At 73.1% G+C, this 26,134-nt stretch carries 23 protein-coding genes and 1 pseudogene; 14 read left to right on the forward strand and 10 right to left on the reverse strand.

The genetic code is table 11. The features are described 5' to 3' along the window. Positions 1 to 92: 92 nt before the first annotated feature. From O7615_RS13215 to O7615_RS13230, 4 genes are all read right to left on the reverse strand, one after another. On the reverse strand, positions 93 to 1,574 hold the full coding sequence (locus O7615_RS13215; protein ID WP_278182089.1) for a dihydrolipoamide acetyltransferase family protein: 1,482 nt from the start codon (positions 1,572 to 1,574) through the stop codon (positions 93 to 95). Positions 1,575 to 1,579: 5 nt separating this feature from the next. Next, positions 1,580 to 2,569, reverse strand: coding sequence for an alpha-ketoacid dehydrogenase subunit beta (locus O7615_RS13220; RefSeq protein WP_278177787.1), 990 nt, complete (start codon positions 2,567 to 2,569; stop codon positions 1,580 to 1,582). Further along, positions 2,569 to 3,744, reverse strand: a complete 1,176-nt coding sequence (pdhA, locus tag O7615_RS13225; RefSeq protein ID WP_278177788.1) for a pyruvate dehydrogenase (acetyl-transferring) E1 component subunit alpha — start codon at positions 3,742 to 3,744, stop codon at positions 2,569 to 2,571. The genes O7615_RS13220 and pdhA overlap by 1 nt, the downstream gene beginning before the upstream one ends. Positions 3,745 to 4,380: 636 nt before the next feature. Then, entirely contained in the window at positions 4,381 to 4,917 is a 537-nt protein-coding gene (locus O7615_RS13230; protein WP_278177789.1) for a hypothetical protein, read from the reverse strand. Between the two features lie 136 nt (positions 4,918 to 5,053). On the opposite strand from O7615_RS13230, the gene O7615_RS13235 reads away from it, so the two are divergent. After that, entirely contained in the window at positions 5,054 to 5,332 is a 279-nt protein-coding gene (locus tag O7615_RS13235) for a hypothetical protein (RefSeq protein ID WP_278177791.1), read from the forward strand. A 34-nt stretch (positions 5,333 to 5,366) separates the two neighbouring features. Here O7615_RS13235 and O7615_RS13240 read toward each other — a convergent pair whose 3' ends face one another. From O7615_RS13240 to O7615_RS13250, 3 genes are all read right to left on the reverse strand, one after another. Then, positions 5,367 to 6,587: a hypothetical protein gene (locus O7615_RS13240; protein ID WP_278177793.1), complete on the reverse strand. Its 1,221-nt coding sequence runs from the start codon at positions 6,585 to 6,587 to the stop codon at positions 5,367 to 5,369. Positions 6,588 to 6,703: 116 nt separating this feature from the next. After that, positions 6,704 to 8,383, reverse strand: coding sequence for a GTPase (locus O7615_RS13245; RefSeq protein ID WP_278177794.1), 1,680 nt, complete (start codon positions 8,381 to 8,383; stop codon positions 6,704 to 6,706). Between the two features lie 5 nt (positions 8,384 to 8,388). Beyond that, entirely contained in the window at positions 8,389 to 10,320 is a 1,932-nt protein-coding gene (locus O7615_RS13250) for an ABC transporter (protein ID WP_278177795.1), read from the reverse strand. A gap of 220 nt (positions 10,321 to 10,540) precedes the next feature. Between O7615_RS13250 and dnaK the strand changes: the two genes are divergently transcribed. The 5 genes from dnaK (at position 10,541) to O7615_RS13275 (ending at position 15,318) form a co-directional block, all read left to right on the forward strand. Continuing rightward, entirely contained in the window at positions 10,541 to 12,424 is a 1,884-nt protein-coding gene (gene dnaK / locus O7615_RS13255; RefSeq protein ID WP_278177796.1) for a molecular chaperone DnaK, read from the forward strand. 46 nt (positions 12,425 to 12,470) lie between these two features. Next, positions 12,471 to 13,235 carry a nucleotide exchange factor GrpE gene (gene grpE / locus O7615_RS13260; protein WP_278177797.1) on the forward strand — a complete coding sequence of 255 codons (765 nt, stop codon included), beginning with the start codon at positions 12,471 to 12,473 and terminating at the stop codon, positions 13,233 to 13,235. 85 nt (positions 13,236 to 13,320) lie between these two features. After that, the gene (dnaJ, locus tag O7615_RS13265) at positions 13,321 to 14,505 is read left to right on the forward strand and encodes a molecular chaperone DnaJ (protein ID WP_278177798.1); all 1,185 of its coding nucleotides are present in this window, start codon (positions 13,321 to 13,323) and stop codon (positions 14,503 to 14,505) included. A 28-nt stretch (positions 14,506 to 14,533) separates the two neighbouring features. Further along, the gene (locus O7615_RS13270) at positions 14,534 to 14,971 is read left to right on the forward strand and encodes a MerR family transcriptional regulator (RefSeq protein ID WP_278177799.1); all 438 of its coding nucleotides are present in this window, start codon (positions 14,534 to 14,536) and stop codon (positions 14,969 to 14,971) included. A 137-nt stretch (positions 14,972 to 15,108) separates the two neighbouring features. After that, positions 15,109 to 15,318: a hypothetical protein gene (locus O7615_RS13275; RefSeq protein WP_278177801.1), complete on the forward strand. Its 210-nt coding sequence runs from the start codon at positions 15,109 to 15,111 to the stop codon at positions 15,316 to 15,318. A gap of 56 nt (positions 15,319 to 15,374) precedes the next feature. On the opposite strand, the gene O7615_RS13280 is transcribed toward O7615_RS13275, so the two are convergent. The 3 genes and pseudogenes from O7615_RS13280 to O7615_RS13290 form a co-directional block, all read right to left on the reverse strand. After that, the gene (locus O7615_RS13280; protein WP_278177804.1) at positions 15,375 to 15,803 is read right to left on the reverse strand and encodes a hypothetical protein; all 429 of its coding nucleotides are present in this window, start codon (positions 15,801 to 15,803) and stop codon (positions 15,375 to 15,377) included. A gap of 171 nt (positions 15,804 to 15,974) precedes the next feature. Next, on the reverse strand, positions 15,975 to 17,186 hold the full coding sequence (locus O7615_RS13285; RefSeq protein ID WP_278177805.1) for a cation:proton antiporter: 1,212 nt from the start codon (positions 17,184 to 17,186) through the stop codon (positions 15,975 to 15,977). Between the two features lie 43 nt (positions 17,187 to 17,229). Continuing rightward, positions 17,230 to 17,316: pseudogene (locus tag O7615_RS13290) on the reverse strand (potassium transporter TrkA); the annotation flags it as partial. Positions 17,317 to 17,347: 31 nt separating this feature from the next. Between O7615_RS13290 and O7615_RS13295 the strand changes: the two are divergent. The 8 genes from O7615_RS13295 (at position 17,348) to O7615_RS13330 (ending at position 26,009) form a co-directional block, all read left to right on the forward strand. After that, positions 17,348 to 18,472: a hypothetical protein gene (locus O7615_RS13295; protein ID WP_278177808.1), complete on the forward strand. Its 1,125-nt coding sequence runs from the start codon at positions 17,348 to 17,350 to the stop codon at positions 18,470 to 18,472. Positions 18,473 to 18,586: 114 nt separating this feature from the next. Continuing rightward, on the forward strand, positions 18,587 to 21,178 hold the full coding sequence (gene clpB / locus O7615_RS13300; protein ID WP_278177809.1) for an ATP-dependent chaperone ClpB: 2,592 nt from the start codon (positions 18,587 to 18,589) through the stop codon (positions 21,176 to 21,178). 92 nt (positions 21,179 to 21,270) lie between these two features. Next, positions 21,271 to 21,651 carry a hypothetical protein gene (locus O7615_RS13305; protein WP_278177810.1) on the forward strand — a complete coding sequence of 127 codons (381 nt, stop codon included), beginning with the start codon at positions 21,271 to 21,273 and terminating at the stop codon, positions 21,649 to 21,651. A 70-nt stretch (positions 21,652 to 21,721) separates the two neighbouring features. Further along, positions 21,722 to 22,789 (forward strand): hypothetical protein, encoded by a 1,068-nt coding sequence (locus tag O7615_RS13310; RefSeq protein ID WP_278177812.1) that lies wholly within the window; start codon positions 21,722 to 21,724, stop codon positions 22,787 to 22,789. Positions 22,790 to 22,862: 73 nt separating this feature from the next. Further along, positions 22,863 to 23,465 carry a DUF4178 domain-containing protein gene (locus tag O7615_RS13315; protein ID WP_278177813.1) on the forward strand — a complete coding sequence of 201 codons (603 nt, stop codon included), beginning with the start codon at positions 22,863 to 22,865 and terminating at the stop codon, positions 23,463 to 23,465. Positions 23,466 to 23,602: 137 nt separating this feature from the next. Beyond that, positions 23,603 to 24,397 carry a hypothetical protein gene (locus tag O7615_RS13320; RefSeq protein ID WP_278177814.1) on the forward strand — a complete coding sequence of 265 codons (795 nt, stop codon included), beginning with the start codon at positions 23,603 to 23,605 and terminating at the stop codon, positions 24,395 to 24,397. A gap of 77 nt (positions 24,398 to 24,474) precedes the next feature. Further along, positions 24,475 to 25,191: a hypothetical protein gene (locus tag O7615_RS13325; protein ID WP_278177816.1), complete on the forward strand. Its 717-nt coding sequence runs from the start codon at positions 24,475 to 24,477 to the stop codon at positions 25,189 to 25,191. 8 nt (positions 25,192 to 25,199) lie between these two features. Beyond that, positions 25,200 to 26,009: an SDR family oxidoreductase gene (locus O7615_RS13330; RefSeq protein ID WP_278177817.1), complete on the forward strand. Its 810-nt coding sequence runs from the start codon at positions 25,200 to 25,202 to the stop codon at positions 26,007 to 26,009. The last annotated feature ends 125 nt before the right edge of the window (positions 26,010 to 26,134 follow it).

The following is a 26,134-nucleotide window of genomic DNA, read 5'->3' on the forward strand; positions in this document are numbered from 1 at the left end:
GCGGTTGGCGAGGGGGATTTCTTCGACAAAAGGCAACGGCCGGTGTGCCGGGCGTTAACCCGTGGCACACCGGCCGTCACCGTGGTGCGGCGTCAGGTCCAGGCGAGCAGCGCCGCCTCGGGATCGGCCAGGAAGTCACCCACGTCGCGCAGGAACTTCGAACCCAGCTCACCGTCGATGATCCGGTGGTCGAAGGAGAGGCCCAGCGTGGTGACCAGGCGCGGCTTGACCTTGCCCTTGTGCGCCCAGGGCAGCTCGCGGACCGCGCCGAAGGCCAGGATCGCCGCCTCACCCGGGGGCAGGATCGGCGTGCCGGTGTCCACCCCGAACACTCCGACGTTGGTGATGGTCAGGGTGCCGCCGCCCATGTCGGCCGGCGAGGTCCTGCCGGCCTTGGCCGTCTGCACCAGGTCGTTCAACGCCTCCGCCAGTTCCCGCAGGGTCAACCGGCCGGCGTCCTTGACGTTCGGCACGATCAGGCCGCGCTCGGTGGCCGCCGCGATGCCCAGGTTGACGTACTCCTTGACGACGATCTCGTCGCCGGCCCAGCTGGAGTTGACCATCGGGTGCCGCCTGACCGCCAGCAGCACCGCCTTGGCGACCAGCAGCAGCGGCGAGACGCGGACGTCGCGCCACTCCCGCCGCCCGCGCAGCCGGTCCAGTGCCTTCATCGCCCGGGTCACGTCGACCGTCAGGAACTCGGTGACGTGCGGGGCGGTGAACGCCGAGCGGGACATGTTCTCGGCGGTGAGCCTGCGTACCCCCTTGACCGGGATGCGCTGCTCGCGGTCCGCGCCGAAGCTCGCCGCGGTGGTGGCCGGCGCGGTGACCGTCAGCGGCTCGGCCGCCGCCGGGGCCGACGCCGCCCGCTGTACGTCCTCCCGGGTGATCGAGCCCGACGGCCCCGACCCGGTCAGCGTGCCCAGGTCCACGCCGAGATCCTTGGCGAGCTTGCGGACCGGCGGCTTGGCCAGCACCGCACCGCCGACGTGACCGTTGCCGTTCACCGCCGGCACGGGCGCGGGTGCCGCCGGGGAGACCGGCGCGGGCGGGGCGACCGGTGCCGGCACGGCCTGGACCGGGGCGGGCACGGTGGCGGCCCGGGGCGGGAGGCCGCCCTTGCGGGGACGGCGCTTGGCCGCGGTGGTACGCGGGCCGTAGCCGACGAGGACCGCCGTGCGCCCGCCCGGGGCGGGGCCGCCGATCAGGCCCGGCTCGACCGCGCCCTCGGCCGGCGCCACCTCGACCGCGGCCAGCGAGGCCGCCGACGGGGTGGGCAGGTCGGCGGCGGGCGCACCGGTGGTCGAGGACTCGACCGGCCCGGCCCCCGGGTCGGTGTCGATCGCGATGATCGGCGTACCGACCTCGACGGTGGTGCCCTCGGGATGGAAGATCGCCTGGACCTGGCCGGCCCACTTCGCCGGGATCTCGACCGCCGCCTTGGCCGTCTCCACCTCGACGATCGGCTGGTTCAGCTCGATCGTGTCGCCCACCTTGACCAGCCAGCTGAGGATCTCGCCCTCGGTCAGGCCCTCGCCCAGGTCGGGCAGGTTGAACTCCTTGATCCGCGACATGCCGCTCACCAGCCGAAGGTGCGGTCGACGGCGTCGAGCACCCGGTCGAGGTCGGGAAGATACTCCTCCTCCACCCGGGCCGCCGGGTAGGGAGTGTCGAAGCCGGTCACCCGCAGCACCGGCGACTCCAGCGAGTAGAAGCACTCCTCGGTGATCCGTGCCGCGATCTCCGCGCCCAGACCGACGTTGGACGGCGCCTCGTGCACCACCACCGCGCGGCCGGTGCGCCGCACCGACTCGTACACCACGCCGAGGTCCAGCGGGGAGAGTGTGCGCAGGTCGACGACCTCCAGGTTGCGGCCGTCCTCGGCGGCGGCGGTCGCCGCGTCCAGGCAGGTCCGCACCATCGGGCCGTACGCCAGCAGGGTCACGTCGGTGCCGGCCCGGGCAACCCGGGACGCGTGCAGCGGGTACGCCCCGGACAGCGGGGCGTCCAGGTCGACCTGCCCCTTCTCCCAGTAGCGCCGCTTCGGCTCCAGGAACACGATCGGGTCGTCCGAGGCGATCGCCTGCTGGATCATCACGTACGCGTCCTGCGGGCTGGCGCAGGAGACGACCTTCAGACCGGCGGTGTGCGCGAAGTACGCCTCGGGCGACTCGGAGTGGTGTTCCACCGCGCCGATGCCGCCACCGAACGGGATCCGGATGACCATCGGGATGTTCAGCTTGCCCCGCGAGCGGTAGTGCATCTTCGCCACCTGCGACACGATCTGGTCGTACGCCGGGTAGACGAAGCCGTCGAACTGGATCTCGCAGACCGGGCGGTAGCCGCGGATGGCCAGGCCGACCGCGGTGCCGATGATGCCGGACTCGGCGAGCGGGGTGTCGATCACCCGCTGGTCGCCGAAGTCCTTCTGCAACCCGTCGGTGATCCGGAAGACGCCGCCGAGCTTGCCGACGTCCTCGCCCATGACGACGACCTTCGGGTCGTTCTCCAGGGCCCTGCGCAGGCCGACGTTGAGGGCCTTGCCGAGGGTGAGCGTTTCTGTGGCCATCAGTGCGCACTCCCCTCGAACGACTCCAGGTACCGGCTGAACTGCGCGCGCTGCTCGTCCAGCAGCGGCGACCCGTTGGGGTAGACGTGGTCGAACATCGTGGCGGGCTCCGGGTTCGGCATGGCCAGCACCCGCTCGCGCAGGTCCACCGCCTCCCGGCGGGCCTGCTCGTCGACCTCGGCGAAGAAGCCGGCGTCGGCGATCTTCTCCCGCTCCAGGAACGCCTTGACCCGGGCGATCGGGTCCTTGGCCTGCCACGCCTCGACCTCGCTGGCGATGCGGTAGCGGGTCGGGTCGTCGGAGGTGGTGTGCGCCCCCATCCGGTAGGTGTACGCCTCGATCAGGCTCGGGCCCTGCCCGTGGCGGGCGTTGTCCAGCGCGTGCCGGGTCACCGCGTACGTGGCCAGCACGTCGTTGCCGTCGACCCGGATGCCGGGGAAGCCGAAGCCGGCGGCGCGCCGGTAGAGGGGGATGCGGGTCTGCCGCTCCAGCGGCTCGGAGATGGCGTACTGGTTGTTCTGGCAGAAGAACACCAGCGGGGAGTTGAACACGCCGGCCCAGACGAACGCCTCGTTGACGTCGCCCTGGCTGGTGGCGCCGTCGCCGAAGTAGGCGATCACCGCCTCGCCGTCGTCGCTGCCGGTCCGGCCGTCCATCGCGACGCCCATGGCGTACCCCGTCGCGTGCAGGGTCTGCGCCCCGATCACGATCGTGTACATGTTGAACTTGAACTCGTTCGGATCCCAGCCGCCCTGGTCGACGCCACGGAACAGGCCGAGCGGCATGATCGGGTCGATGCCCCGGCAGTAGAGCACGCCGTGCTCGCGGTAGGTGGGGAAGGCCATGTCCTGTGTACGCAGGGCCCGTCCCGAGCCGACCTGGGCCGCCTCCTGGCCGAGCAGGCTCGCCCAGATGCCCAGCTCACCCTGGCGTTGCAGCGCCGTCGCCTCGGCGTCCAGCTTCCGGACGAGCACCAGATCGCGGTAGAGGCCGCGATACTCCTCGTCGGTGAAGTCGACGCGGTACTCCGTGCCGTCCGGGCCGGTCACGCTCTCGATCCGCTCGCCGGAGGGCGTGAGCAGCTGCACCAGCTCCGGATCGCCGGTCGTGGCCTTCCTGGATCGGGGCGCGGCTCGCCGGCCGCGGGCCGGTGCCCCGGGGTCGCCCTTTGCCATCCGTCTCTCCCTGTCGTGTCTGCGTCGGCACCGGGGGGTCACCCGGCCGCGCGACTCGTGCGCCCGCCCCGGCTGGTGCCGGGATGGTTCCTGGCGGCCGCGCCTAGCCCCGGTAGGGGTTGCCGCGCGGCGTGAGCCGGATTCTGGCCGAACCCGGTTCGGGAGGCCGGCGTGCAGTCGCGCCTACCGCGTGGGTGCGCGGAGGTCACGGCTGCGCTGCCGTCGTGGCTCCATATTCGCATCAGAGGTGAGGCGTCCCACACTCCACCTGCCCCACGTCCCGTGACCGGCCCGCTTCGTTACCCGAACAGCCGGAGTGTCTGGTCGAGCGACGCGCGACCGATCCGGTGATGGTTAGTCACCATTCGGCCAGATACGCGTGTCGACACGCGGTGTGGGGTTGGCCTACACAGAGTCACTGTCCCAGGCTGTTCGGGCGGGCCGGATCCAGCTCCGGCGGTCCGCCGGGGGCCGCACCGGGCGGCACCGGCCAGGGGCGACGACGAGGAGTTGCGTGGTGTCCGATCCAGGTGAAGGTCCCGGGGCGCCGATCCTCGGCCGGCACCGGGCGCCCGGCGGCTACCGCCGCGTGGTGGGCGCACACCGGGCCGCGCGTACCGCCGGACCGACCCGGGGTTACCTGCTGACCGTGGCGCTGCTCGCCGGCACGGCCTCGATGCCGGTCCTCGCCGCGATCAGCACCGGCTCGGCCACCGTCGGCAGCACGGCACTGCCGGACAGCAGCACCCGGTTCATCCCGACGCCCTCGGTCGGCCCGGTGGTGATCCCGCCGCCACCCACCGGTGTGCCGACGGCCACCGCGACGATGCGCCCGCCGGTCGAGATGGTGGGCCCGCCGGTCGACGTGCTGGTGCAGACACCGCGCCCGGTGCCCACCGGCACACCGGGCGAACAGTCGCCGGCACGTCGCCCCGAGCCGCCGGCGAGCATCCCCGCGCCCCGGCCGCCCACCACCACCCCCGCGCCGCGGCCGGCACCCACCCCGACCCGCACCCTGACGCCGTCCCCGACGCCCTCGCCGTCTCCGACGCCCTCGCCGTCCCCGACGGCCGGTTCCCCCGCGCCGACCGGCGAGCCCGACCCGCCCACGGCGTCCGTCGACCCGAGCGACCCCGTCGATCCGAGCGCGTCGAGCGTCCCGCCGGTGACCACCGACCCGAGCGCGTCGAGTGCTCCGCCCGTGACGACGGACCCCAGCGTGTCCAGTGCTCCGCCTGCGACGACGGACCCGGACGTGTCGAGTGCTCCGCCGGCGACGACAGATCCGAGCGCGTCTGGCGATCCCCCTGTGACGACGGACCCGGACGCGTCCGCCGGGCCACCCGCGTCGGTGGAGCCGTCCGCATCGACTGGCCCGACCGGCGGCGTCCCCACGCCGGGATCCACGCCTACCGGCGGCTTTCCCACGCCGGAGTCCGCGCCGACCAGCGTGGTCACCGAGCCGGTGCTGCCCACCACGCCGGAGCGCAACGGCAGCGCACGTCCCCGGGCACGGATCCGCCTGCGGGACCGCCGGCGGCCCGGCGCAGACTCGTCGGAGAGCGCCGGCCTCCCGGCGGCCCGGTGAGGTGCGGTCGGGCGGGAGGTCTCCCGCGCGCCGCTCAGCCGTCGTCGGAGAGGCGGTGCCGGTTCGCCTCGATCCAGGCGTCGAGGGCGGCCGGGTCGTCCGGGTCGACGCCGTCGGCCATCAACTGGGCCACGGCGGCCGTGGCCGGGCTGCGCCGCTCACCGGTCGCGTAGAGCCGGACGAACTCCGGCACCATCTCCTCGATCGCGGCGTCCGTCGCGGCCGCGGCCGGCTCGGGCAGCCCGCGCATGCGGGCCGCGTACCCGGCCCAGGCGCGCAGCACCCGGGGCAGCATCGCCGCGTCGTCCATGTCCAGCACGGCCCGACGGTGCACCCAGTCGAGCAGGAAGAGCCCGGCGACGGTCGGGCTCCACCGCAACGGATCGGCGTCCGGGAAGGTGGCCGCGTGGTCGAGCAACAGGCCCAGACAGAAGTGCAGGGAGGCCAGTTCGCCGCCGTCGACGGCGTCCAGCCCGGCCCGGGCCGCGTCCGGCGAGGCCAGGAAGCGGCGGATCTCGGCGGACCGGGCGGCATCCGGCAGCGGTTCGTCGGCCTGCCGGGGCGGTGGCGCGGTCGTGGCCGGCAGGACGGCCAGCCGGGCTCCCACGAGGGCACGGTCCGTGGCCAGCGAGGCGGCGCCGGGCAGCTGCCCCAGATGGTCGGTGACCGCCAGGTGCCGGCTCACCTCGTCGCGCATTCGGGTCGGGCTCTCCTCCCGGAACCAGGTCAGCTCGTCGTCGGCGCACAACCGCCGGACCTGCTCCAGGATCCGCCCGGCCGGCCCGCCGACGAAGACGTCCTTGGTGATGCCGATGTTGTGGTCGACGAGCGCCACCAGCGCGTGCTCCGGCCCTCCCGTGGCGTCGTCGTAGGCGAAGGTGGCCAGGTAGGAGGTCTGGTCGCCGTACACGTCGCCGTACGCCCAGGTGCCGGTGAGGTGCACCTTGCCGAGCTGCCCGGACCAGGCCGGCGCGGTGGCGCCGGGGCGGACCCGGTCCGCGCCGTCCGCGTCGGGCACCAGGGCGGCGAAGACGGCCCGTACCGTGGTCGCCGCGGCCGCCCGCCGTCGCGAGGTGGCGGCGAGGAATCCACCGACGAACTCCCGTACCGCCGTCTCCCGGTCCGTCTCGGCGATCTCGTACACGCTGCCCAACAGTGCCGCGCCGAGCATCTCCGCGTCGAGGGCCGAGTCGAGCTTGGTCACGTCGCGTGCGGCGTGCAGCACCGCGTCGTAGGGGGTCTGTGGCGTGGCCATGACACGACCCTACGCCGCTCGCCGGCCGGCCATGTGACGAGCGAACCGACCGGCGAGCCCACGCGGTCACCCCGGGTAACCGGACCGTTGGGTGTGGGAACGTCGGACGCGGGCGTCTACCGGTGCCGGGCGACCTCCAGGACGGTGCGCGCGTCGGCGTGCGCGGCGATCACCGCCCGCACCGGGGCGAGCACGTGCTCGTCGGCGACGAGGGCGATCGCCCGGGTCAGTTGCGCCTCGGCCCGCTGGCGGGCCCGCCGGGCGGCCCACCGCACCAGCGGGCGGCTCAGGGCCGTGACGGCCAGCCCGGCCAGTAGCCCGCCGAGCAGCAGCAGTGTCGGCACCGGCACCTCACCGACCATCGGGTGCCGCAGCTCCGGCAATCCCAGCGCCCGCATCGCGTAGCCGAGGACCAGCCAGCCCAGCCCGGCCACCGCGGCGAGCGTCACCAGCCACTGCACCCCGTTGACCAGTTGCCACCAGCGCCGGGGACGGCTCATGCCGAGGTCGGCGCTGGCGAGCGCGCGGTCCAGGGCGTCCGGCAGGTCGCCGATTCGGGACCGGGCCGCCGCGGTCATCGCGTCGGGCCAGGCGCTCGGCAGCCCGTCCCCGGCCCGCTCGGCCACCGTCCGCAGCGCCAGGGCCAGCGCGGACTTGTCGGCCGCGCTGGGCTCGGGTACGGACGTCGCGGCGACCAGGCTCCCCGCCGGGTCTCCCGGGGCGCCCTGCGGCCCGGGCAGGTGCAGCCGGCGCAGCGGATCGGCCCGCAGCCGCCGCCAGAGCCGTACCAACGGCCAGCCGGTGGCCGACGCGGCACGGTGCCGGTACGCCTGCTCGACCGCCTCCACGACCGTCGGCACCCCGGCCGCCGCCCCCAGCGCGCGGTCCAGCGCGGCAACGGCGGGGTCGTCCGCGGGGAGCGCCGTGCGGGGCGCGCCGACCATGTCGTCCAGCGCGACGACGACGGCGTCCACGTCGCCGGAGAGGCGGCGCAGCGCGGCCTGCCGCTCGGCGACGGTGCGCTCCAGTGCGGCCCGAAGCGCTTCCGGGCCGACCGGGTCGGCGACCGTGGTGGCCAGCAGCGGTACCCCGTCCAGCCCGTCCGCGTCGAGCAGTCGGCGCAGGTCGGTGAGGACCCGGGGCACATCGGCCGGGGGCAGCCGGTCGGTTTGGTTGAGCACCACCACGGTGACGTCCCGGTGCTGGCGGAACTCGCGGAGGTAGCTGCGGTGCATCACCCGGTCGGCGTACTTCTGCGGGTCGACCACCCAGACCACGAGGTCCACCAGGCCGAGCAGCCGGTCCACCTCCAGCCGGTGCGCGTGCGCGATGGAGTCGAAGTCCGGCAGGTCGAGCAGGATCAGCCCGTGCAGGGTGGACTCGTCGTCGCCGTCCAGCAGGCTCTCCCGGACGAATCGGTGCCGCGGCAGTACGCCGAGCCAGTCGAGCAGCCGGGTGCCACCGTCGAGCGGCCCCCAGACGCAGGCGTGGGTGACGCCGGTGGTGGGCCGGCGTACCCCGACGGGTGACAGGTCCATCCCGGCCATCGCGTTGAACAGGCTCGACTTGCCGCTGCCGGTCGCGCCGGCCAGGGCCACCACGGTGTGGTTGCGGGACAGCGCCAACCGGGCACCGGCCCGTTCGACCAGGGTGCGGGCCGGACCGAGTGGAGTGTCCGGCAGGTGGCCGTCGACGATGCCGAGGAACCGCCGCACCGCCTCCAGCCGGGCGACCAGCTGGTCCGGGTCCACCCGCCCGTCGGCGATCCGCAGCGCCTCCCGGAGGCGCCCACCCATCCCGGTCACGGCCGTTCCCGCCCCGCCACCGGACCGTTCGCCCCCCACCGACTCGGTTGATCATGAAGTTGTTGCCCCGACACGCCGGTCTCCGGAACAACAACTTCATGATCAACCGGGGGTTGGGGCGGGGGGACGGGGGTGGGGAAGTTGCTGTGGAGTCTGGCCGTTTCCACCCGGTTGGCTGCTCGGCGCAGGGCGGTGGCGGTGCGGGCTGCGGGGCGGGCCTGCTCGGTCCGGGCGAGGTAGCGGGCGGCCTCGGTGTCGAGCAGGACAGACACGCGGTTCAGCAGGTCCTCGCGGGCCTTGTTGGCCAGCGTACGCACGGCCTGGTCGCCGAAGATGGCCTGGAGGACCGCCTGGCCGGCGATGGTGGTGCCGGCGCCGGTGGCGACCTCCAGCCCGGTCGGGATGAACGCGGTGGAGGCGAAGACCGCGATCATCACGACCAACCCGGTGGCGTTGACCGCGTACGCCGCCGTCCGGGCCACGAAGCGCCGGTCACCGCCCTCGGCCCGGACCAGCTCCAGCACGCCGCGCTGCCAGTCCCGGACCAGCCGCTCGGCGCGCTCGGGCAGGTCGGCGGAGTGGTGGGCAAGCTCCGGTTCGAGCAGCGCCGCGCCGGCCGGGTGCGCCTTCCACCCGGTGTACGCGTGCTCGGCCGCCTCGGCGGCCACGCCCCGCAACAGGGTCACCAGCTGTGACTCGATCGCGTCGCGCAGCTCGACGGCGGGGGCCGGGCGTCGGGAGAACGCGGCGATGACCCGGTCCCGTAGCCGGCCGATCCGCGCCTCCAGGGTGCGGAAGAAGTCGCTGGTGCCGATGAACTCCTGCCAGCGGGCGAGCACCTCGCCACGGAGCAGCCGCCCGTCGCGCAGCCCCTGCTCGACCGTGCGGCTCGCGGCGCGGTACGCCGCGAGTACCCGCTCGTCCATCGCGTTGGCGGCGGTCACCTGCTCCTCGGCGGCGGCGGCGAGGCTCTCGACGGAGGGCTGCAGGGTGGCCAGCGCGCCGCCCAGCGTCTGCCGGACCACCGCCGAGCGGGCCTCCGCGTCGGCGGCGAGCCGGGCGAACCAGTCCGCCAGCGGTGCGGTGACCCGGCCGGGCAGCAGGCCCTGCCCGTCGACCCACGTCTCCGGCAGCACGAACAGCGGCGCCGAGCCGAGCTCCTGCTCGGCGAGCATCTCGGCGAGGTGGGCGGCGACCTCGTCGGTCGCCTCCACGGGAACCCGGTCGAGCACCAGGGCGATCGCGGCACCTCGGGCCCGCGCGCCGCGCAGCAGTTCCCAGGGGACGGCGTCGGCGTACCGCGCGGCGGTGGTGACGAAGAGCCAGAGGTCGGCGGCCGCGAGCAGCTGGCCGGCCAACGCCCGGTTGGCGTCGACCACCGAGTCGATGTCGGGGGCGTCCAGGAAGGCCAGCCCGGGGGCGAGCGCCGGGGCGGTGACCAGGTGCAGGGTGCGGGGATCCGCGCTGGGCTGGTTGGTGCGGGTCAGTCCGGGCAGCAGTTCACCCCGACGGAACCAGGCCGAGTCGGTGGGGCTGCAGACCAGGACCGGGGAGCGGGTGGTGGGCCGCAACACACCGGCGGCGCTGACCCTGGCCTGCACCAGGCTGTTGACCAGGGTCGACTTGCCCGCGCCGGTGGAACCGCCGACCACCACGAGCAGTGGGGCGTCGAGGCGGGAGAGGCGGGGCAGCAGGTAGTCGTCGAGCTGGTCGGCGAGGGCGGCGGCGCTGCGCCTGGCCGCCTCGGCGGAGGGCAGGGCCAACGGGAACCGGGCCGCGCCGATCGCGGCACGCAGGCCGGTCAGGGCGTCGGATAGGGCGGCGTCCCCGCTGGCCGCGGGCCGGTCCTCCCCGGCGCCGGCAGGTCCGGTGCGGGCTGCGACGGCGGGCGAGCCGGACAGTGAGGCGGGATCGCCGTTCGTCGTCACCGCTAAAGCGTGCCCGACCGACAAAGGTAAGACAACCGATCGGTAGCGACTGACGGGTTGCGCCTATCCGACTCAACCCTGACTTGACGATTCTCGAGGGCGTGGCACTATTGAGTCAAGTTCACTCAAGTCGAGGTGGGGTCGCCGAGGGCGGCGCCCGCCGCGCAGCGCGACGGGAGGGCCCGTCACCTGCTCAACGTTACGAAGCGAGGAAGCGAAGATGGCACGTGCGGTCGGTATCGACCTCGGCACGACGAACTCCTGCGTCAGCGTCCTGGAGGGCGGTGAGCCCACCGTCATCGCCAACGCGGAGGGCTCGCGGACGACCCCGTCGATCGTCGCGTTCGCCCGCAACGGGGAGGTGCTCGTCGGTGAGGTCGCCAAGCGCCAGGCGGTGACGAACCCGGACCGGACGATCCGCTCGGTCAAGCGGGAGATCGGCACCAGCTGGTCCGTCGACATCGACGGAAAGAAGTACACCCCGCAGGAGATCTCCGCCCGGACGCTGATGAAGCTCAAGCGGGACGCCGAGGCATACCTGGGCGAGCAGATCACCGACGCGGTGATCACCGTCCCGGCCTACTTCAACGACGGCCAGCGTCAGGCCACCAAGGAGGCCGGCGAGATCGCCGGCTTCAACGTGCTGCGGATCGTCAACGAGCCGACCGCGGCCGCCCTGGCGTACGGGCTGGACAAGGGCTCCAAGGAGCAGACCGTCCTGGTCTTCGACCTCGGTGGTGGCACCTTCGACGTGTCGCTGCTGGAGCTGGCCGAGGGCGTCATCGAGGTCAAGTCCACCAGCGGTGACAACCTGCTCGGTGGCGACGACTGGGACCAGCGGATCATGGATCACCTGGTGAAGACCTTCCGGGGCGAGCACGGCATCGACCTGTCGCAGGACAAGATGGCGATGCAGCGGCTCAAGGAGGCCGCCGAGAAGGCCAAGATCGAGCTGTCCGCCGCCACCACGACCAACATCAACCTGCCGTACATCACCGCCGGGGCGGCCGGTCCGCTGCACCTGGACGTCACGCTCAGCCGGGCCGAGTTCCAGCGGATGACGCAGGACCTGCTGGACCGCTGCAAGGGCCCGTTCGAGCAGGCCGTGAAGGACGCGGGCATCAAGGTCTCCGACGTCGACCACGTGATCCTGGTCGGCGGCTCGACCCGGATGCCGGCCGTGACCGAGCTGGTCAAGCAGCTCACCGGCAAGGAGCCCAACAAGGGCGTCAACCCCGACGAGGTCGTCGCCGTCGGCGCCGCTCTGCAGGCCGGTGTGCTCAAGGGCGAGGTCAAGGACGTCCTGCTGCTCGACGTGACCCCGCTGAGCCTGGGCATCGAGACCAAGGGCGGCATCTTCACCAAGCTGATCGAGCGCAACACCACCATCCCGACCAAGCGCTCCGAGGTGTTCACCACCGCCGACGACAACCAGCCGTCGGTGCTGATCCAGGTCTTCCAGGGCGAGCGCGAGATCGCCGCGTACAACAAGAAGCTCGGCACCTTCGAGCTGACCGGCCTTCCGCCGGCCCCGCGCGGTGTGCCGCAGATCGAGGTCACCTTCGACATCGACGCCAACGGCATCGTGAACGTCCACGCCAAGGACCTGGGCACCGGCAAGGAACAGAAGATGACGATCACCGGCGGCTCCTCGCTGCCGAAGGACGACATCGAGCGGATGCGCCGGGACGCCGAGGAGCACGCGGAGGAGGACAAGCGCCGCCGCGACGAGGCCGAGAGCCGCAACGTGGCCGAGGCCCTGCAGTGGCAGACCGAGAAGTTCCTCGCCGAGAACGGTGACAAGCTCCCGGCCGAGAACCGCGAGAAGCTCAACGACGCCCTCGGCGAGCTGCGCGGTGCCCTCGGTGGCAGCGACATCGATAAGATCAAGTCGGCGCACGAGCAGCTCGCGCAGGTCTCCCAGGAGGCGGGCTCGCTGCTCTACGCCCAGCAGGCCGAGCAGGCCCAGGCGGGCGGCGAGCCCGGTGCCGGTGCGGCCGGCGCGGCCGGTGCCGGTGCGGCCGGCGGTGCGCAGGCCGGCGGCGCGCGGCCCGGTGCCGACGACGTGGTCGACGCGGAGATCGTCGACGAGGACAAGAAGTGACGGTCCTGGCGATCCGAGCTCACGGGCAGAGGGATGAGGTAGTCGTATGACGGAGAAGCCACGAGCCGCCGGCCCGGGTCGCACCGGGTCGGCGCCGGGTGGCTCGGCGTCCGAGCCGGCCGCCGGCGACGCGCCGCGGGTCGTCATCCGCAACAACCGGAAGATCAGCCGGGTCGGCGAGCCCGAGGGTACGGCCGCGGACGCCGGCTCGGATGTCCCGGCCGAGGGCCTGGTCGAGGAGGCCGAGGTCGTGGTCGACTCAATCGAGGTCGAGGCGAGCGCGCTCAGTGACGCCTCCTCGGCCGAGGCGCCGCCGGTGGTGGACTCTCCGGCGCAGCCGGTCGGGGAGTCGTCCGAGCCGGCCGGCGGCAGGCCCGGTGCCGAGCTGGCGGCGCTTCGCGCCGAGTTGGAGGAGCGCACGCGCGACCTGCAGCGGGTGTCGGCCGAGTACGCCAACTACCGCAAGCGGGTCGAGCGCGACCGTGGCCTGGTCACCGAGCAGGCGACCGGCTCGGTGCTCGCCGCGCTGCTGCCGATCCTGGACGACCTCGACCGCGCCCGGGAGCACGGTGACCTGGTCGGCCCGTTCGGTTCGGTGGCCGAGCAGCTGACCACCGCGTTGGGCAAGTTCGGGCTGACCCCGTTCGGTGAGCAGGGTGATCCCTTCGATCCGACCCGGCACGAGGCGGTGGCCCACCAGACCTCGGCCGACGTCACCGAGCCGACCTGCGTGCAGGTGATGCGTCGGGGCTACCAGATCGGTGAGCGGCTGCTGCGGCCGGCGATGGTCGCGGTCGCCGAGCCGGAATAGTGCCCGACGGTGACCCGGCCGCCCCGCTCGCCGAGACCTGGCGGGCGGGGCGGTCCGGGCCCGGAGGCGGGGAGGAGGTGCACGGGTGAGTTCGAAGGACTGGATCGAGAAGGACTACTACGCGGTCCTGGGCGTGGCGAAGACCGCGCCCGCTGACGAGATCAAGAAGGCGTACCGCAAGCTGGCCCGCGAGTCGCACCCGGACCACAACCCCGGTGACGCCAGAGCCGAGGAGCGCTTCAAGGCGGTCTCCGAGGCGTACGCGGTGCTCGGCGACGACGCGAAGCGCCGCGAGTACGACGAGATGCGCTCGCTGTTCGGGTCCGGCGCGTTCCGGCGTGGCGCCCGCCAGGCGGGCCAGCCGGGTGGCGTGCCGTTTGACGTCTCCGACCTGTTCGGTGGCGCGCAGTCCGGCGGTGGCCGGTTCGCCGGTGGCGGCATCTCCGACCTGTTCAGCTCGATCTTCTCGGGCGGTGGAGGCGGCGGGGCCGGCGGCGGCGCACCCGGCCCGGCCCGAGGTCGGGACATCGAGACCGAGGTGGCGCTCGACTTCGACGACGCGGTCCGGGGTGTGACCCTGCCGCTGACGCTGCGGGCGCCGGGCGTCTGCGACACCTGTCACGGCAACGGCGCCAAGCCCGGCACCCTGCCACGGACCTGCCCGGTCTGCCACGGCGCCGGGGTCACCACCCGGAACCAGGGTGCGTTCAGCTTCTCCGAGCCGTGCCGCAACTGCCAGGGCGTCGGCACGGTGGTGGACGAGAAGTGCCCGGAGTGCCAGGGCACCGGCGGGGTCACCAAGACCCGTACGCTCAACGTCCGCTTTCCCGCCGGCGTGGCCGACGGCCAGCGGATCCGGCTGGCCGGCCGCGGTGAGCCGGGCGAGCGGGGCGGGCCGGCCGGCGACCTCTTCGTGCACGTGAAGGTCCGGCCGGACGAGCTGTTCGGGCGCACCGGCGACGACCTCACCCTGACCGTTCCGATCACGTTCGCGGAGGCCGTGCTCGGCACCGACCTGCGGGTGCCGACCCTCGACGGCGCGGTGACCCTGCGGGTGCCGCCGGGTACGCCGAGCGGTCGGATCCTGCGGGCCCGGGGCAAGGGGGTCAGCCGCCGGGACGGTCAGACGGGTGACCTGCTGGTCACCCTCGACGTGGTGGTTCCGGCGCGGGTCTCCGACGAGGCGCGGGCGGCCCTGGAGACGTTCGCCGAGCAGACCCCGCCGGCGGCCCGGGAACATCTCGACGCGCGGGTGCGTCGATTCGGTTGATCGGTGAAGCGGTGCGGAGGTGAGCGGGATGGACGGGTTCATCGGATCGGATGACCCTGCCTACGAGGCCAAGGTACTGATGATCTCCGTCGCGGCGCGGATGGCGGGCATGCACCCGCAGACGCTGCGTCAGTACGACCGGCTGGGCCTGGTGCAGGCCGGCCGGGCGGCGGGCGGCGGGCGGCGGTACAGCGTCCGGGACGTGGTGTTGCTGCGCGAGGTGCAGCGGCTCAGTCAGGACGACGGGGTGAACCTTGCCGGGATCAAGCGGATCATCGGGCTGGAGCGGCTGCTGGAGCAGGCGCAGCAGCGGGTCGCCCAGCTGGAGGCCGAGCTCGACGCCGCGTACCGCCGGATGGCCGAGCTGGAGTCGCTGGCCCGCTTTCCGGGCCGTGACCTGGTCCCGACGAACCAGACCTCCACCGCCCTGGTGGTCTGGCGTCCCCGCCGCAGTCCTGGCCGCTGATCGGGGGGCCGCCGGCTCCCCACGGCGGTCGCCCGGTACTTCCCCGAAACCCGGGCGCGGGCCGAGCTGCCTCCGTTAGGCTCGGGAAAACGGGGCTAACCGTCTCAATACGGACCCCTGAACTGGCGGGGGGCGCCATGACGGAAGCGGCGCGGAAGGTGGCCGAAGAGGCGGGACGCCGGTTCGACAACCTGGCCGAGGACGTCCGGAAGAAGTTCGACCGGATCACCAGCGGGCGCCTCTCCGACCAGGCCAAGACCGGCAGGTTCGGCGGACGTGGCGGCCACGGCGCCGGGCAGGCGCGGACCGACCAGCATCGCCGCCAACGGGGTGGATCGGCTCGCTGACCGATGCGCCGACGTGCGGGCCGGGAGCCACGGGGGGTCCCGGCCCGTTCGGCACCTCAGAGCCGGCGGTTCTCCCGGACCAGCCCGCCCTCGCACCACTCCCGGTACACGAACAGCTCGGGCCGGGTCAGCAGCCGCCGGCTGTTGTGCGCCCAGTTGCGCATCATCTCGTCGCCGTCGCGCTGGGCCTGATCCACCAGTTTGCGGAAGCGTCGCTTCGGGTGGGCCCGGAAGTTCGTCCGGATCCCGTCCGCGGCGTAGATGTAGAGGCAGTGCAGCGCGAACCGGCGTGCCGGGCAGCGCGGATCCATCGCCAGCTCGAACAGCGTCATCACCAGCCGGTCACCGGAGACCAGCAGGTCCCAGTCGGGCGGCATGGAGGTCAACGGGACGGAATCGGGGTGGTACGCCCACGCCCGCAACTCCGCCGGGCTCGGGTCGACGGGGTTGGCAAAGCCGTGGAACGCTGACTCCTGCACGCTCACCGGCCAACCTTCCGCTCTCGCCCGCGGTGGCGTCCGCCCTCCGCAAACCCTGGCTGCTGGGGCGACACGTTAACGCGGTACCGGTGAGTACGGGTAGACCCTTGCGGGAAGCAATTCGGCATCGGTTGGTCGGAGGGCGTCATCCGGACGGTCGAGCTGGCCGGCGGACGGTCACGCTCTGTCGATCGCCGCGGCCTTCCGGGCCTGTTGCCGTGCTTCCCGAACCCGCAGCCACCGCCTGAACCGGGTGTGGTCCGGCAGCCGGGCGAGCAGCGGACCGGTGACCACGGTGATCAGCACGTACGTCGCGGCGAGCGCGGCCAGTTTCGGCTCGACGCTGCCGGCGGCCACCGCGAGGCCGGCGATGACGATGGAGAACTCACCCCGAGGTACCAACGCCAGCCCCGCCCGCCAGCGCCCGGGCTCGGCGATGCCGACGCGCCGGGCCGCCAGGTAGCCGGTAAGGATCTTCGTCGTCATGGTCACGAGTGCCAGCAGCAGCGCGGGCAGCAGTACCGGCGGGATGTGCCGCGGGTCGGTGGCCAGCCCGAAGAAGACGAAGAAGACGGCGGCGAAGAGGTCGCGCAGCGGAGTCAGCAGTTCGGTGGCGTGATGGGCGACCGGCCCGGAGAGGCCGATGCCCACCAGGAAGGCACCCACCGCCGCCGACACCTGGAGCTTCGCCGCGACCCCGGCCACCAGCAGGGTCAGGCCGAGCACACCGAGCAGCAGTGCCTCGGCGTTGTCGGCCGACAACGCCCGGGAGAGGAAGCTGCCGTAGCGGAGGGCGACCACCAGCACCGTGACCACGGTCAGCACCGCCACCCCGAGGGCGACGCCGCCCTTGACCAGCCCGACCCCCGCGAGCAGCGCGGTCGCCAACGGCAGGTAGAACGCCATCGCCAGGTCCTCGACCACGAGCACCGAGAGGATCACCGGGGTTTCCCGGTTGCCGAGCCGGCCCAGGTCGGCGAGGATCTTGGCGATCACGCCCGAGGACGAGACCCAGGTGATCCCGCCGAGCACCACCGCGGCCAGCCAGCCCCAGCCGAGCAGCAGCGCGAACGCCGCGCCCGGCAGCGCGTTGAGCACCGCGTCGATCAACCCCGCCGGGGCCGCCGATCGCAGGTTGCCGACCAGTTCGTCGGCGGAGTACTCCAGGCCGAGCATGACCAGCAGCAGGATCACGCCGATCTCGGCGCCGACGGCGAAGAACTCCTCGCTGGCATGCAGCTCCAGGATGCCGCCGTGGCCCAGGACCAGACCCGCCAGCAGGTACAGCGGGATCGGGGAGAGCCCGATCCGGCGGCCGAGCCGGCCGAGTAGCCCGAGCAGGAACAGCAGCGCGCCGACCTGGATGAGCAGGTTGGTGAAGTCGTGCATCCCTGACTCAGCCGGTCGGGTCGTCGTCGACGAGGACCGCGCGTACCCCCAGCGGGCGGCCCGATTGCGTCATGATGTCGTGACGTACGCCGATCCCCGATGGGGCAGTCTGGTCGACACGCACTCGCACGCGCTCAGGCTACCCTCGCGACGGAGGCCGAATGACCACGCGTGGGGCCCGCCCGTTGACCGTGTTCACCCTGGTGGTGCTGCTCTCCGGCTGTTCGATCGGGGATGTCCGCCGGACCCCGCCGCCGCCCGAACCGCCACCGTCGCACAGCGCGTCCCCGGGGCCGCCGCCGACCCCGAGGCCCGTCGCGGAGACCCGCAGTACCCGGCTCGCCGTCCCGGCGCGGTACGACTCACCGTTCGTGGAGTTCGTCGACGCCGAACGCGGCTACGCCCTCTACGCCGCCTGCGACGGACGCCCACCCGGCGGCCCGGACTGCCGCGCCCTGCTCTGGTCGACGCGGGACGGCGGCCGGTCCTGGCAGCGGCTGCGTCACCCGAGGCCGGTCGCCGACAACCAGCAGTTGTACGCCACCGTCGACGTGCTCGCCCTCTGGGCCGAGCCGCACGGCTGGTGGACCTCGACCGACGGCGGCGAGACCTTCCGGCACAGCCCCGGAGAGGCAGCCCCGGCCAGTTGGCAGGAGGCCCAGGGGCGGTTCCAGATCATCGAGAGTTCGGGAGAGGTGGGTCGCTGGGTAGACGGCGTGTTACGCCCGCTGCCCGCCCAGCCGCCGGTTCCCGTGGTGCAGACGGTCACCGGGGGCGAACCGGAGCGGTTCGACTCCTACATTCCTCCGCTGATCGTGGCGGGGCTGACCGAGGACGGTGGGCCGGCCGTCGCGGTCTCCTGGGACGGCGGCCGCGACTGGCAATCGGAGCCGGTGCCGCCACCCGAAGGGGAGATCGGCGTGCTGCGCGCGGCGGTGACGCCTGACGAGCGATGGCTGATCGGCGAGCGGCCTGACCGGACGGGTTTCCCGGCGCTGTGGGTGCAGCGTGGTCCACGCTGGCTGGCCGTGGCGGCCGAGGGGCATCCGGAGCTGGGCCGGGTGGTGCCGCTGGGCGGCAGCACGGTGGCGGTGATCGGCCCGCGCGGCGCGGGCGCCGTGATCGGCGACCGCTACCTGGAGCTGACCTGGCCGGTGACCGCCGAGCACTCCCTGCGGGTGCTGGCCGACGGCACGCTGTTCGCGGCCACGCCACAGGGTGTCCTGCTCGGCTCGGGCCGCTACGTCGAGCGCACCTGGACAGCGGTGACCCTCGAAACGGACTGACAGGCGGCCTCGCCGGCGGCTAGGAGTGACGTACATCACACCTTGCAGGTTGAGTGGAATAGGCTCAACTCTGGTTCTGTCGGTACCAGTGGACACACCGATCCAGGGGAGCCCATGAACACCGAACGCCTCACCACCAAGAGTCGGGAGACCATCACCGGTGCCGTCGCCCTGGCGAACCAGCGGGGGCACGCCACCGTCGAACCGTGGCACCTGTTGCTGTCGCTGCTGGACACGGAGGGATCGACCGCCGCCGGTCTGCTGCGCGCCGTCGGAGCGGACCCGGCCGAGCTGCGCCGGGCCGCCCAGCGGGCCGTGGACGCCCTGCCCGCCGCCCGTGGCTCCAGCATCGCCGAGCCGACCCTGGCCCGCGAGTTCGTCAACGCCATCGGCGCCGCCGAACAGGTCGCCCGTCCGCTCGGCGACGAGTACACCTCCACCGAGCACCTGCTCGCCGGGCTGGCCCGCGTCGGCGGCGCCGTCGCCGGCGCCCTCAAGGCCGCCGGCGCCACCGAGGAGAGCCTGGTGGCGGCCTTCCCGACGGTACGCGGCGGAGACCGTCGGGTGACCAGCGCCGATCCGGAGCAGACCTACCAGGCGCTGACCAAGTACGGCGTCGACCTGACCGCGAGCGCCCGGGACGGCAAGATCGACCCGGTGATCGGCCGGGATTCCGAGATCCGCCGGGTGATCCAGGTGCTGTCCCGGCGTACCAAGAACAACCCGGTGCTGATCGGCGAGCCCGGGGTCGGCAAGACCGCCATCGTCGAGGGCCTGGCCCAGCGGATCGTGGCCGGTGACGTGCCCGAGTCGCTGCGCGACAAGAAGCTGGTCTCGCTTGACCTCGGCGCGATGGTCGCCGGCGCGTCGTACCGGGGCCAGTTCGAGGAGCGGTTGAAGTCCGTCCTGGAGGAGATCAAGAACTCCGACGGGCAGGTCATCACCTTCCTCGACGAGCTGCACACCGTGGTCGGTGCCGGCAAGGGCGAGGGCTCGATGGACGCCGGCAACATGCTCAAGCCGATGCTGGCCCGGGGCGAGCTGCGGATGGTCGGCGCCACCACGCTGGACGAGTACCGCGAGCACATCGAGAAGGACCCGGCCCTGGAGCGCCGCTTCCAGCCGGTGCTGGTCGGCGAGCCCACCGTGGCGGACACCATCGGCATCCTGCGCGGGCTCAAGGAGCGCTACGAGGTGCACCACGGCGTACGCATCACCGACGCCGCCCTGGTCGCCGCCGCCACCCTCTCCGACCGCTACATCACCGACCGTTTCCTGCCCGACAAGGCGATCGACCTGGTCGACGAGTCCGCCTCCCGACTCCGGATGGAGATCGACTCCCGGCCGGTGGAGGTGGACGAGATCGAGCGGGCGGTGCGCCGGCTGGAGATCGAGGAGATGGCACTGGCCAAGGAGCCGGACGCCGCCTCCGCCGAGCGGCTGGAGCGGTTGTGCAAGGAACTCGCCGACAAGCGGGAGCAGCTCACCGCCCTCTCCGACCGCTGGCAACTGGAGAAGAGCCACATCACCAAGCTCTCCACCGCCAAGGAGGAGCTGGAGCGGCTCGGCGGCGAGGCCGAGCGGGCCGAGCGCGACGGCGAGCTGGAACGCGCCGCGGAGCTGCGGTACGGCCGGATTCCCGCGCTCAACGCCGAGCTGGCCACCGCCGAGGAGGAACTGGCCCGGCTCCAGTCCGACGGCGCGATGCTCAAGGAGGAGGTCGGTGCGGACGACATCGCCGCCGTGGTCGCCTCCTGGACCGGCATCCCCGCCGGCCGGCTGCTGGAGGGCGAGACCGCCAAGCTGCTGCGGATGGAGGAGTCGCTGGGCGAGCGCGTGGTCGGCCAGGCCGAGGCGGTCGGCGCGGTCTCCGACGCCGTACGCCGGGCGCGCGCCGGTGTGGCCGACCCGGACCGCCCGACGGGCAGCTTCCTCTTTCTCGGCCCGACCGGCGTCGGCAAGACCGAGCTGGCCAAGGCGCTCGCCGAGTTCCTCTTCGACGACGAGCGGGCCATGGTCCGCATCGACATGAGCGAGTACGGCGAGAAGCACTCGGTGGCCCGCCTGGTCGGTGCCCCGCCCGGCTATGTCGGCTACGAGGAGGGCGGCCAGCTCACCGAGGCGGTACGCCGCCGGCCGTACTCGGTGATCCTGCTGGACGAGGTGGAGAAGGCGCACCCGGACGTCTTCGACATCCTGCTCCAGGTGCTCGACGACGGCCGGCTCACCGACGGGCAGGGGCGTACGGTCGACTTCCGCAACGCGATCCTGATCCTCACCTCGAACCTCGGCTCGGCGGTGATCGGCGACCTGACGATGGCCGAGGAGCAGCGCCGCGAGGGTGTCCTCGCGGTGGTCCGGTCGCACTTCAAGCCGGAGTTCCTCAACCGGCTCGACGACATCGTGGTCTTCGCCGCCCTCCAGGGCAGCGACCTGCGGACCATCGTGGACATCCAGCTGACGGGGATGCGCAAGCGCCTCGCGGACCGCCGGTTGTCGCTGGACGTCACCGACGACGCCCGCGGGTGGCTCGCCGAGCACGGCTACGACCCGATCTACGGCGCCCGCCCGCTGCGCCGCCTGGTCCAGTCCGCGATCGGCGACCAGCTGGCCAGGGCACTGCTCGCCGGCCAGATCCGCGACGGGGACACGGTGCGGGTCGACCTCGCCGAGGGCAAGGACGGCCTGTCGGTGACCGCCGGCTGAGTCCCGGACGAGAGGGGGAGGGGCCCTGTCGCGGACCTCTCCCCGCGTTCTCTCACCGGGCGGCCAGGAGTCGGTGGGGCGAGGATGGAGGCATGTTCGGGATGCGGCGCAAGAAGGAATCGGACCTGGCGAAGGCCGTCTCGGAACTCGCCCACGCCGGCACGCTCGCGTTCGGCGGGGTCGGGATCGCGGGATCGCTCCTGCCGGAGACCGAGGCGTACCAGCGGATCGTGGCGGCCATGGCCGACCGCCCGGACGAGGTACGCGACCTGCTCGACCGCCTGCTCGCCACCGGCGCTCCCGCGGGCCGCGTGTACGCCGCCACCCTGCTGGAGCGGCTCGACCCGGCGGCCGGCCAGGCCGCCTGGACGGCCCTGCGCGGGGATCCGGCACAGCTGAACACCGCCACCGGCTGCGTCATGGGCAGCACCACGGTCGGCGAGTACGCCGCCGAGCGGCTCGCCGGAGCATGATCCGTCCGCCCGGTCGGGTCCAGCCGATCGGCGCTGTCGACGCGTGCGGCCGGGCCGTACCGTCCGCGGTATGACCGCGACCGCCGACTCGCCGGCAGCCGTGCCCCCGCCCCGCCCGCCCCGCCCCGGCACCGTCACCGTCGCCTTCTGGCTGCAACTCGCCGCCGTGCTGATCCTGCTCGGGCTCCTGGCCCTGCTGGTCGTCGAGGCGATCCAGTGGGACGCCGCGATCGACCGCGCCGTGCGGCAGGTGCCCGACGCCGATCCGGATGAGGTACGCGCGGAGCGCTGGAGCAGCGTCACCATGGTCGCGGTGCTCGGCGTACCCGCCCTGTTGCTGGCGCTCTGGTTGGCGCTGACGGCGCCCGGGGTGCGTCAGGGCAGCAACACCGCCCGGACCATGGTCTTCGTGGCCGGTGGCCTGCAACTGTTGCTCTGCGTCGTCCAGGGGTGTGCCGGCGCGATCCTGATCCCGTTCGGCCTGGCGGTGGCCGTGGCCGACGGACCGTACGTCGACGAGACGTACCCCGACGACGTCCCACCGCCGGACGACGGCTTCTGGCAGGAGTCGGACTTCATCGAGACGCTCTACAGCCAGCCGAACGTGTTCGAGTCGGTGCTCTTCCCGCTGGCCGGCCTCGGCGTGTTCCTGGTGTTCCTGCTCACCGTGGCGGTGGTGCTGCTGCTGGCGTTGCCGCCGGCACACCGCTGGTTCGTGCCGCGGGCGCAGCCGGCTCCCTATCCGACGACTCCCGGCTACCCGGTCCCGCCCGGCTACCCGCCCTTCGGCCCGGCGTTCCCCGGATATCCGCCGCCTCCCGGATATCCACCGCCGCCCGGATACGCCATCCCGCCCTGGTACGCGGCGCCGCCCGAGTATGCGCCGCCCGGTACCGGGTATGTGGTGCCCGGGTATGCGGCCGGTCCGCCCGGATATGCGGCCGGTCCGGATCCGACCGCGCACGCGCCGCACCAACCGACCGCGCAGGTGGTGCCACCGGCCTCGGATGAGCCGACCGCCCCGAACGGCGACACCGGTTCCGGCGGCGACACGGTGCCGAACGGTGACACCGGCGGGCCGGGCGGTGGCGAGCCGGGTGGCGCGGCCTCCGGCGGGCCGGGTGGGGGCGACCGGTAGTCGGCTGGCGGGACGCACCCTCGACCCGGATCATGGTCAGCGTCTTCGCCGACCTACCTCGGGAGGTGACCGGGTGGACGGGGGATGGGCGTACCTGGCGGTCGGTTGCCTGCTCGGTCTGGCCGTCGTCGTCGCGCTGCGCTGGCGGCGGCGCGACCGTGCACGGCCGCCGGCGGGCGCACACCCGCGCCGCCACGGCGGGCCGCGACGTGATCCGCGCCGGATAGCGGTCGGCGACATCGTCGAGATCGGCGACTTCGCCTACCCGGTCCAGGGCTCGATCCGCCTGGTCGAGGGCGAGTGGAGCTGGGCGCAGCACCTCCTGGACGATGTCGACGACCTCGGCCGCCGGCGTCGGCTCTCGGTGGCGGAGGACCCGGGCTTCGAGCTGGTGCTCTGGGAGTCCGCGCCACTCGCCGCCGCCGTCACTCCGGGTGCCCCGGTCGTGGAGGTCGGCGGCCGGCGGTTCAGCTGGCACGAGTCCGGCCAGGCCCGGTACACCGCCTCCGGCGGCACCGGGCTCGCGCCGAGCGGCACCGTGCGCTACCACGACTACCGCGCGCCCGGCGGGGCGCGACTCACCTTCGAGGCGTACGGCGAGGCGGGCTGGGAGATGGCCTTCGGGGAGCGGCTGGATCGCGGCGAGGTGACCGTCCACCCGCAGAGCGGGCCCTGATGCCGCACCGGGAACGCGAACCGGCCGGTCGATCCCGGCCGGACCGGGCGATGGTGACGCGCCCACCACCCGGCGCCGTGTCGTGCCGGGATGGCCCGTTGCCGATACGGTGAAGCGCGTTCCAGGGAAGGAGAAGAATGGTCGATCCCCAGAGCACCCCGGTCCGGCCACGGCCGGGCGTGGTGACGATATCCACCTACCTGCTGTTGTTGTTCGCGATCCTCCAGCTGATCAGCGTGATCATCTCGCTGGCCACCATCGGCACCGTCCGCGAGGTGATGGACGACGCCTACCGGGACTCCACGGTCGAGGGGGCGCAGGATGTCGCCAACGTCGTGGTCGTCGTCGGCGTCGGCTCCGCCATCGTCCTGCTGGTGGCGGCGTTGGCGCTGTTCGGCCTGGGCCTGCTGAACCTGCGCGGCAAGAACGGCGCGCGGATCGCCACCTGGATCGTCGGTGGCATCCTGTTCTGCTGCGTCGGGTTCAGCCTGCTCAGCGGCCTGGGTGCTGGCTTCAGCGCCCCCGGCGACACCAGCGGCGACCTGCCGAGCAACGAGGAGATCCAGCGCCGACTGGAGGACGCACTGCCGGCCTGGACCACCCCGGTCAGCGTTCTGCTCGGCGTGATCAGCCTGATCTCGCTGCTGGCGGCGTTGATCCTGCTGGCCCTGCCGAAGGCCAACGAGTTCTTCCGCAAGCCGACCCAGCAGTGGGAGCCGCCGGCCCCCGGCGGCACGTACCCGAACCAGCCGGGCTACCCGCCGGCACCGGGATACCCGGCCACCCCGCCGACCGAGCCCGGGTATCCGGGCACCGGGCAGCAGCCGGCCGATCCCGGATACCCGGCCGCCGGTGACCAGCCCGGCGGGCCGGGCGGTCAGGCCCCGCCGTCCGGTGGCCCGGAGCAGCCGCCCACGGACCGCCCGGGCTGACGGCAGGTGAGTTAGGCAGGACTGCGACGGTCCCTCCGAGTAGGTTGCTTCCCGAACGCCTACCGGAGGGACTCGTCGTGTCGTACCCCGAACAGGCACCGGCCCGCAGGCCGGCCGTGATCGTGCTCGCCGTGACGGTGCTGGGGGTGATGGCGCTCGGCGCGCTCGCGTTCGCCGTGGCGGGGCTGACCTCCGTGGGCGGCACGGTGGCCCGGCTCCGCGCGGCGGCCGCCGCCGTCGAGGTCGATGCCGGAGAGGTCGACGCGATGGCCGCCCTGCTGGGCGTGTCGGTCGCGCTGTCCGCGGTGCTGAGCCTGCTCGTCGGTCTGCTCCTCGCCGGCCTGGCACTGGGCCTGGCCGCTGGCCGCCCGGCCGCCCGGGTGGCGACCTGGGTGGTCGCCGGGCTGGGTGTGTGCTGCGGCTGCGGCGGGATCGCCACGCTGGTCGTGCAGCGCGCGACGCCCCTGGAGTTCGGTGACGATCGGGCCACCGCCGAGCTGGTCGCCCTGATCCCGGACGCCCACCCGTCGTGGTGGATTCCGCTCACCGCAGCCCTTTCGGTCGGTCAGGTGCTCGGTTACCTTGTGGTGGCCGTGCTGTTGGCGATGCCGCCGGCCACCGCCTGGTTCCGTCGCCGCCCGGCATCCCCACCACCCGCACCCCCGCACCAGCCACCCGCACCCCCGTCCGGGTATCCGCCGCCGGCACCGTCCACCCACCAGCCGCCGGCACCGCCGCACCAGACCTATCCGCCGCCCGGGGCACCGACGTCGCCCCCGTACCCGCCGAGGTGAGGACGCCTGTGCCGCCCGACCAGCCGACCAGTGAGCGATGGGCGTTGATCACCGGGGCGACCGCGGGGATCGGGGCGGCCTTCGCCGCCCGGCTCGCGTCCGACGGGTGGCACCTGGTGCTCGTCGCCCGCGACGGGACGCGGCTGGCCGCACAGGCCGCCGAGCTGACCGGCCGGCACGGCGTGGAGACCGAGACCCTCACGGCCGATCTGTCCACCGACGACGGTTGCGCGGCGGTCGAGCGGCGACTGGCCGACGGCCCCCCGGTCGAGCTGCTGGTCAACAACGCCGGCATCAGCCTGAACAAGCCGTTCCTCCGATCGTCACCGCAGGACGAGGCCCGGCTGCTGCGGCTCAACGTGCACGCCGTGATGCGGCTGACCCACGCGGCGCTGCGTACGATGACCGAACGACGCATCGGCGCAGTGATTAATGTCTCTTCCGTGGCGGGTTTCGGTGCGGTGATGCCCGGTTCGACGTACTCGGCCAGCAAGGCGTGGGTCACGAACTTCAGCGAGTCCGTCGGCCAGTCCGCCCGCCCCTTCGGCGTACGCGTGATGGCGCTCTGCCCCGGCTACACCCGCACCGAGTTCCACCAGCGTGCCGGCATCGACATGTCGAAAACCCCCGAATGGATGTGGCTCAGCGCGCCCGATGTGGTCGATGATGCCCTGCTTGACCTGGGAAAAGGCAAGCTTGTCAGCGTTCCGTCGTGGAAGTACAAGCTGGCCGTGGCGGGCCTGCGGCACGCCCCACGCCGGCTGATCGACGTGGTCGCCCGGGACACCCGGGGGCGTACCGGCCGCGATCGCGGCTGACCGGCGCTCGCGGACGGCGGGACGACCCGCCTGGCGTGAGATCACTCGATCCGACGCGACAAGTCGACGTAGCGTAACCGGGCATCGCCACTCATCGGTCCCCCGGAAGGGTTGACCCAGGCGGC

Origin of the sequence: Micromonospora sp. WMMD1082, assembly GCF_029626175.1 — a bacterium.
Taxonomy (GTDB): domain Bacteria; phylum Actinomycetota; class Actinomycetes; order Mycobacteriales; family Micromonosporaceae; genus Micromonospora.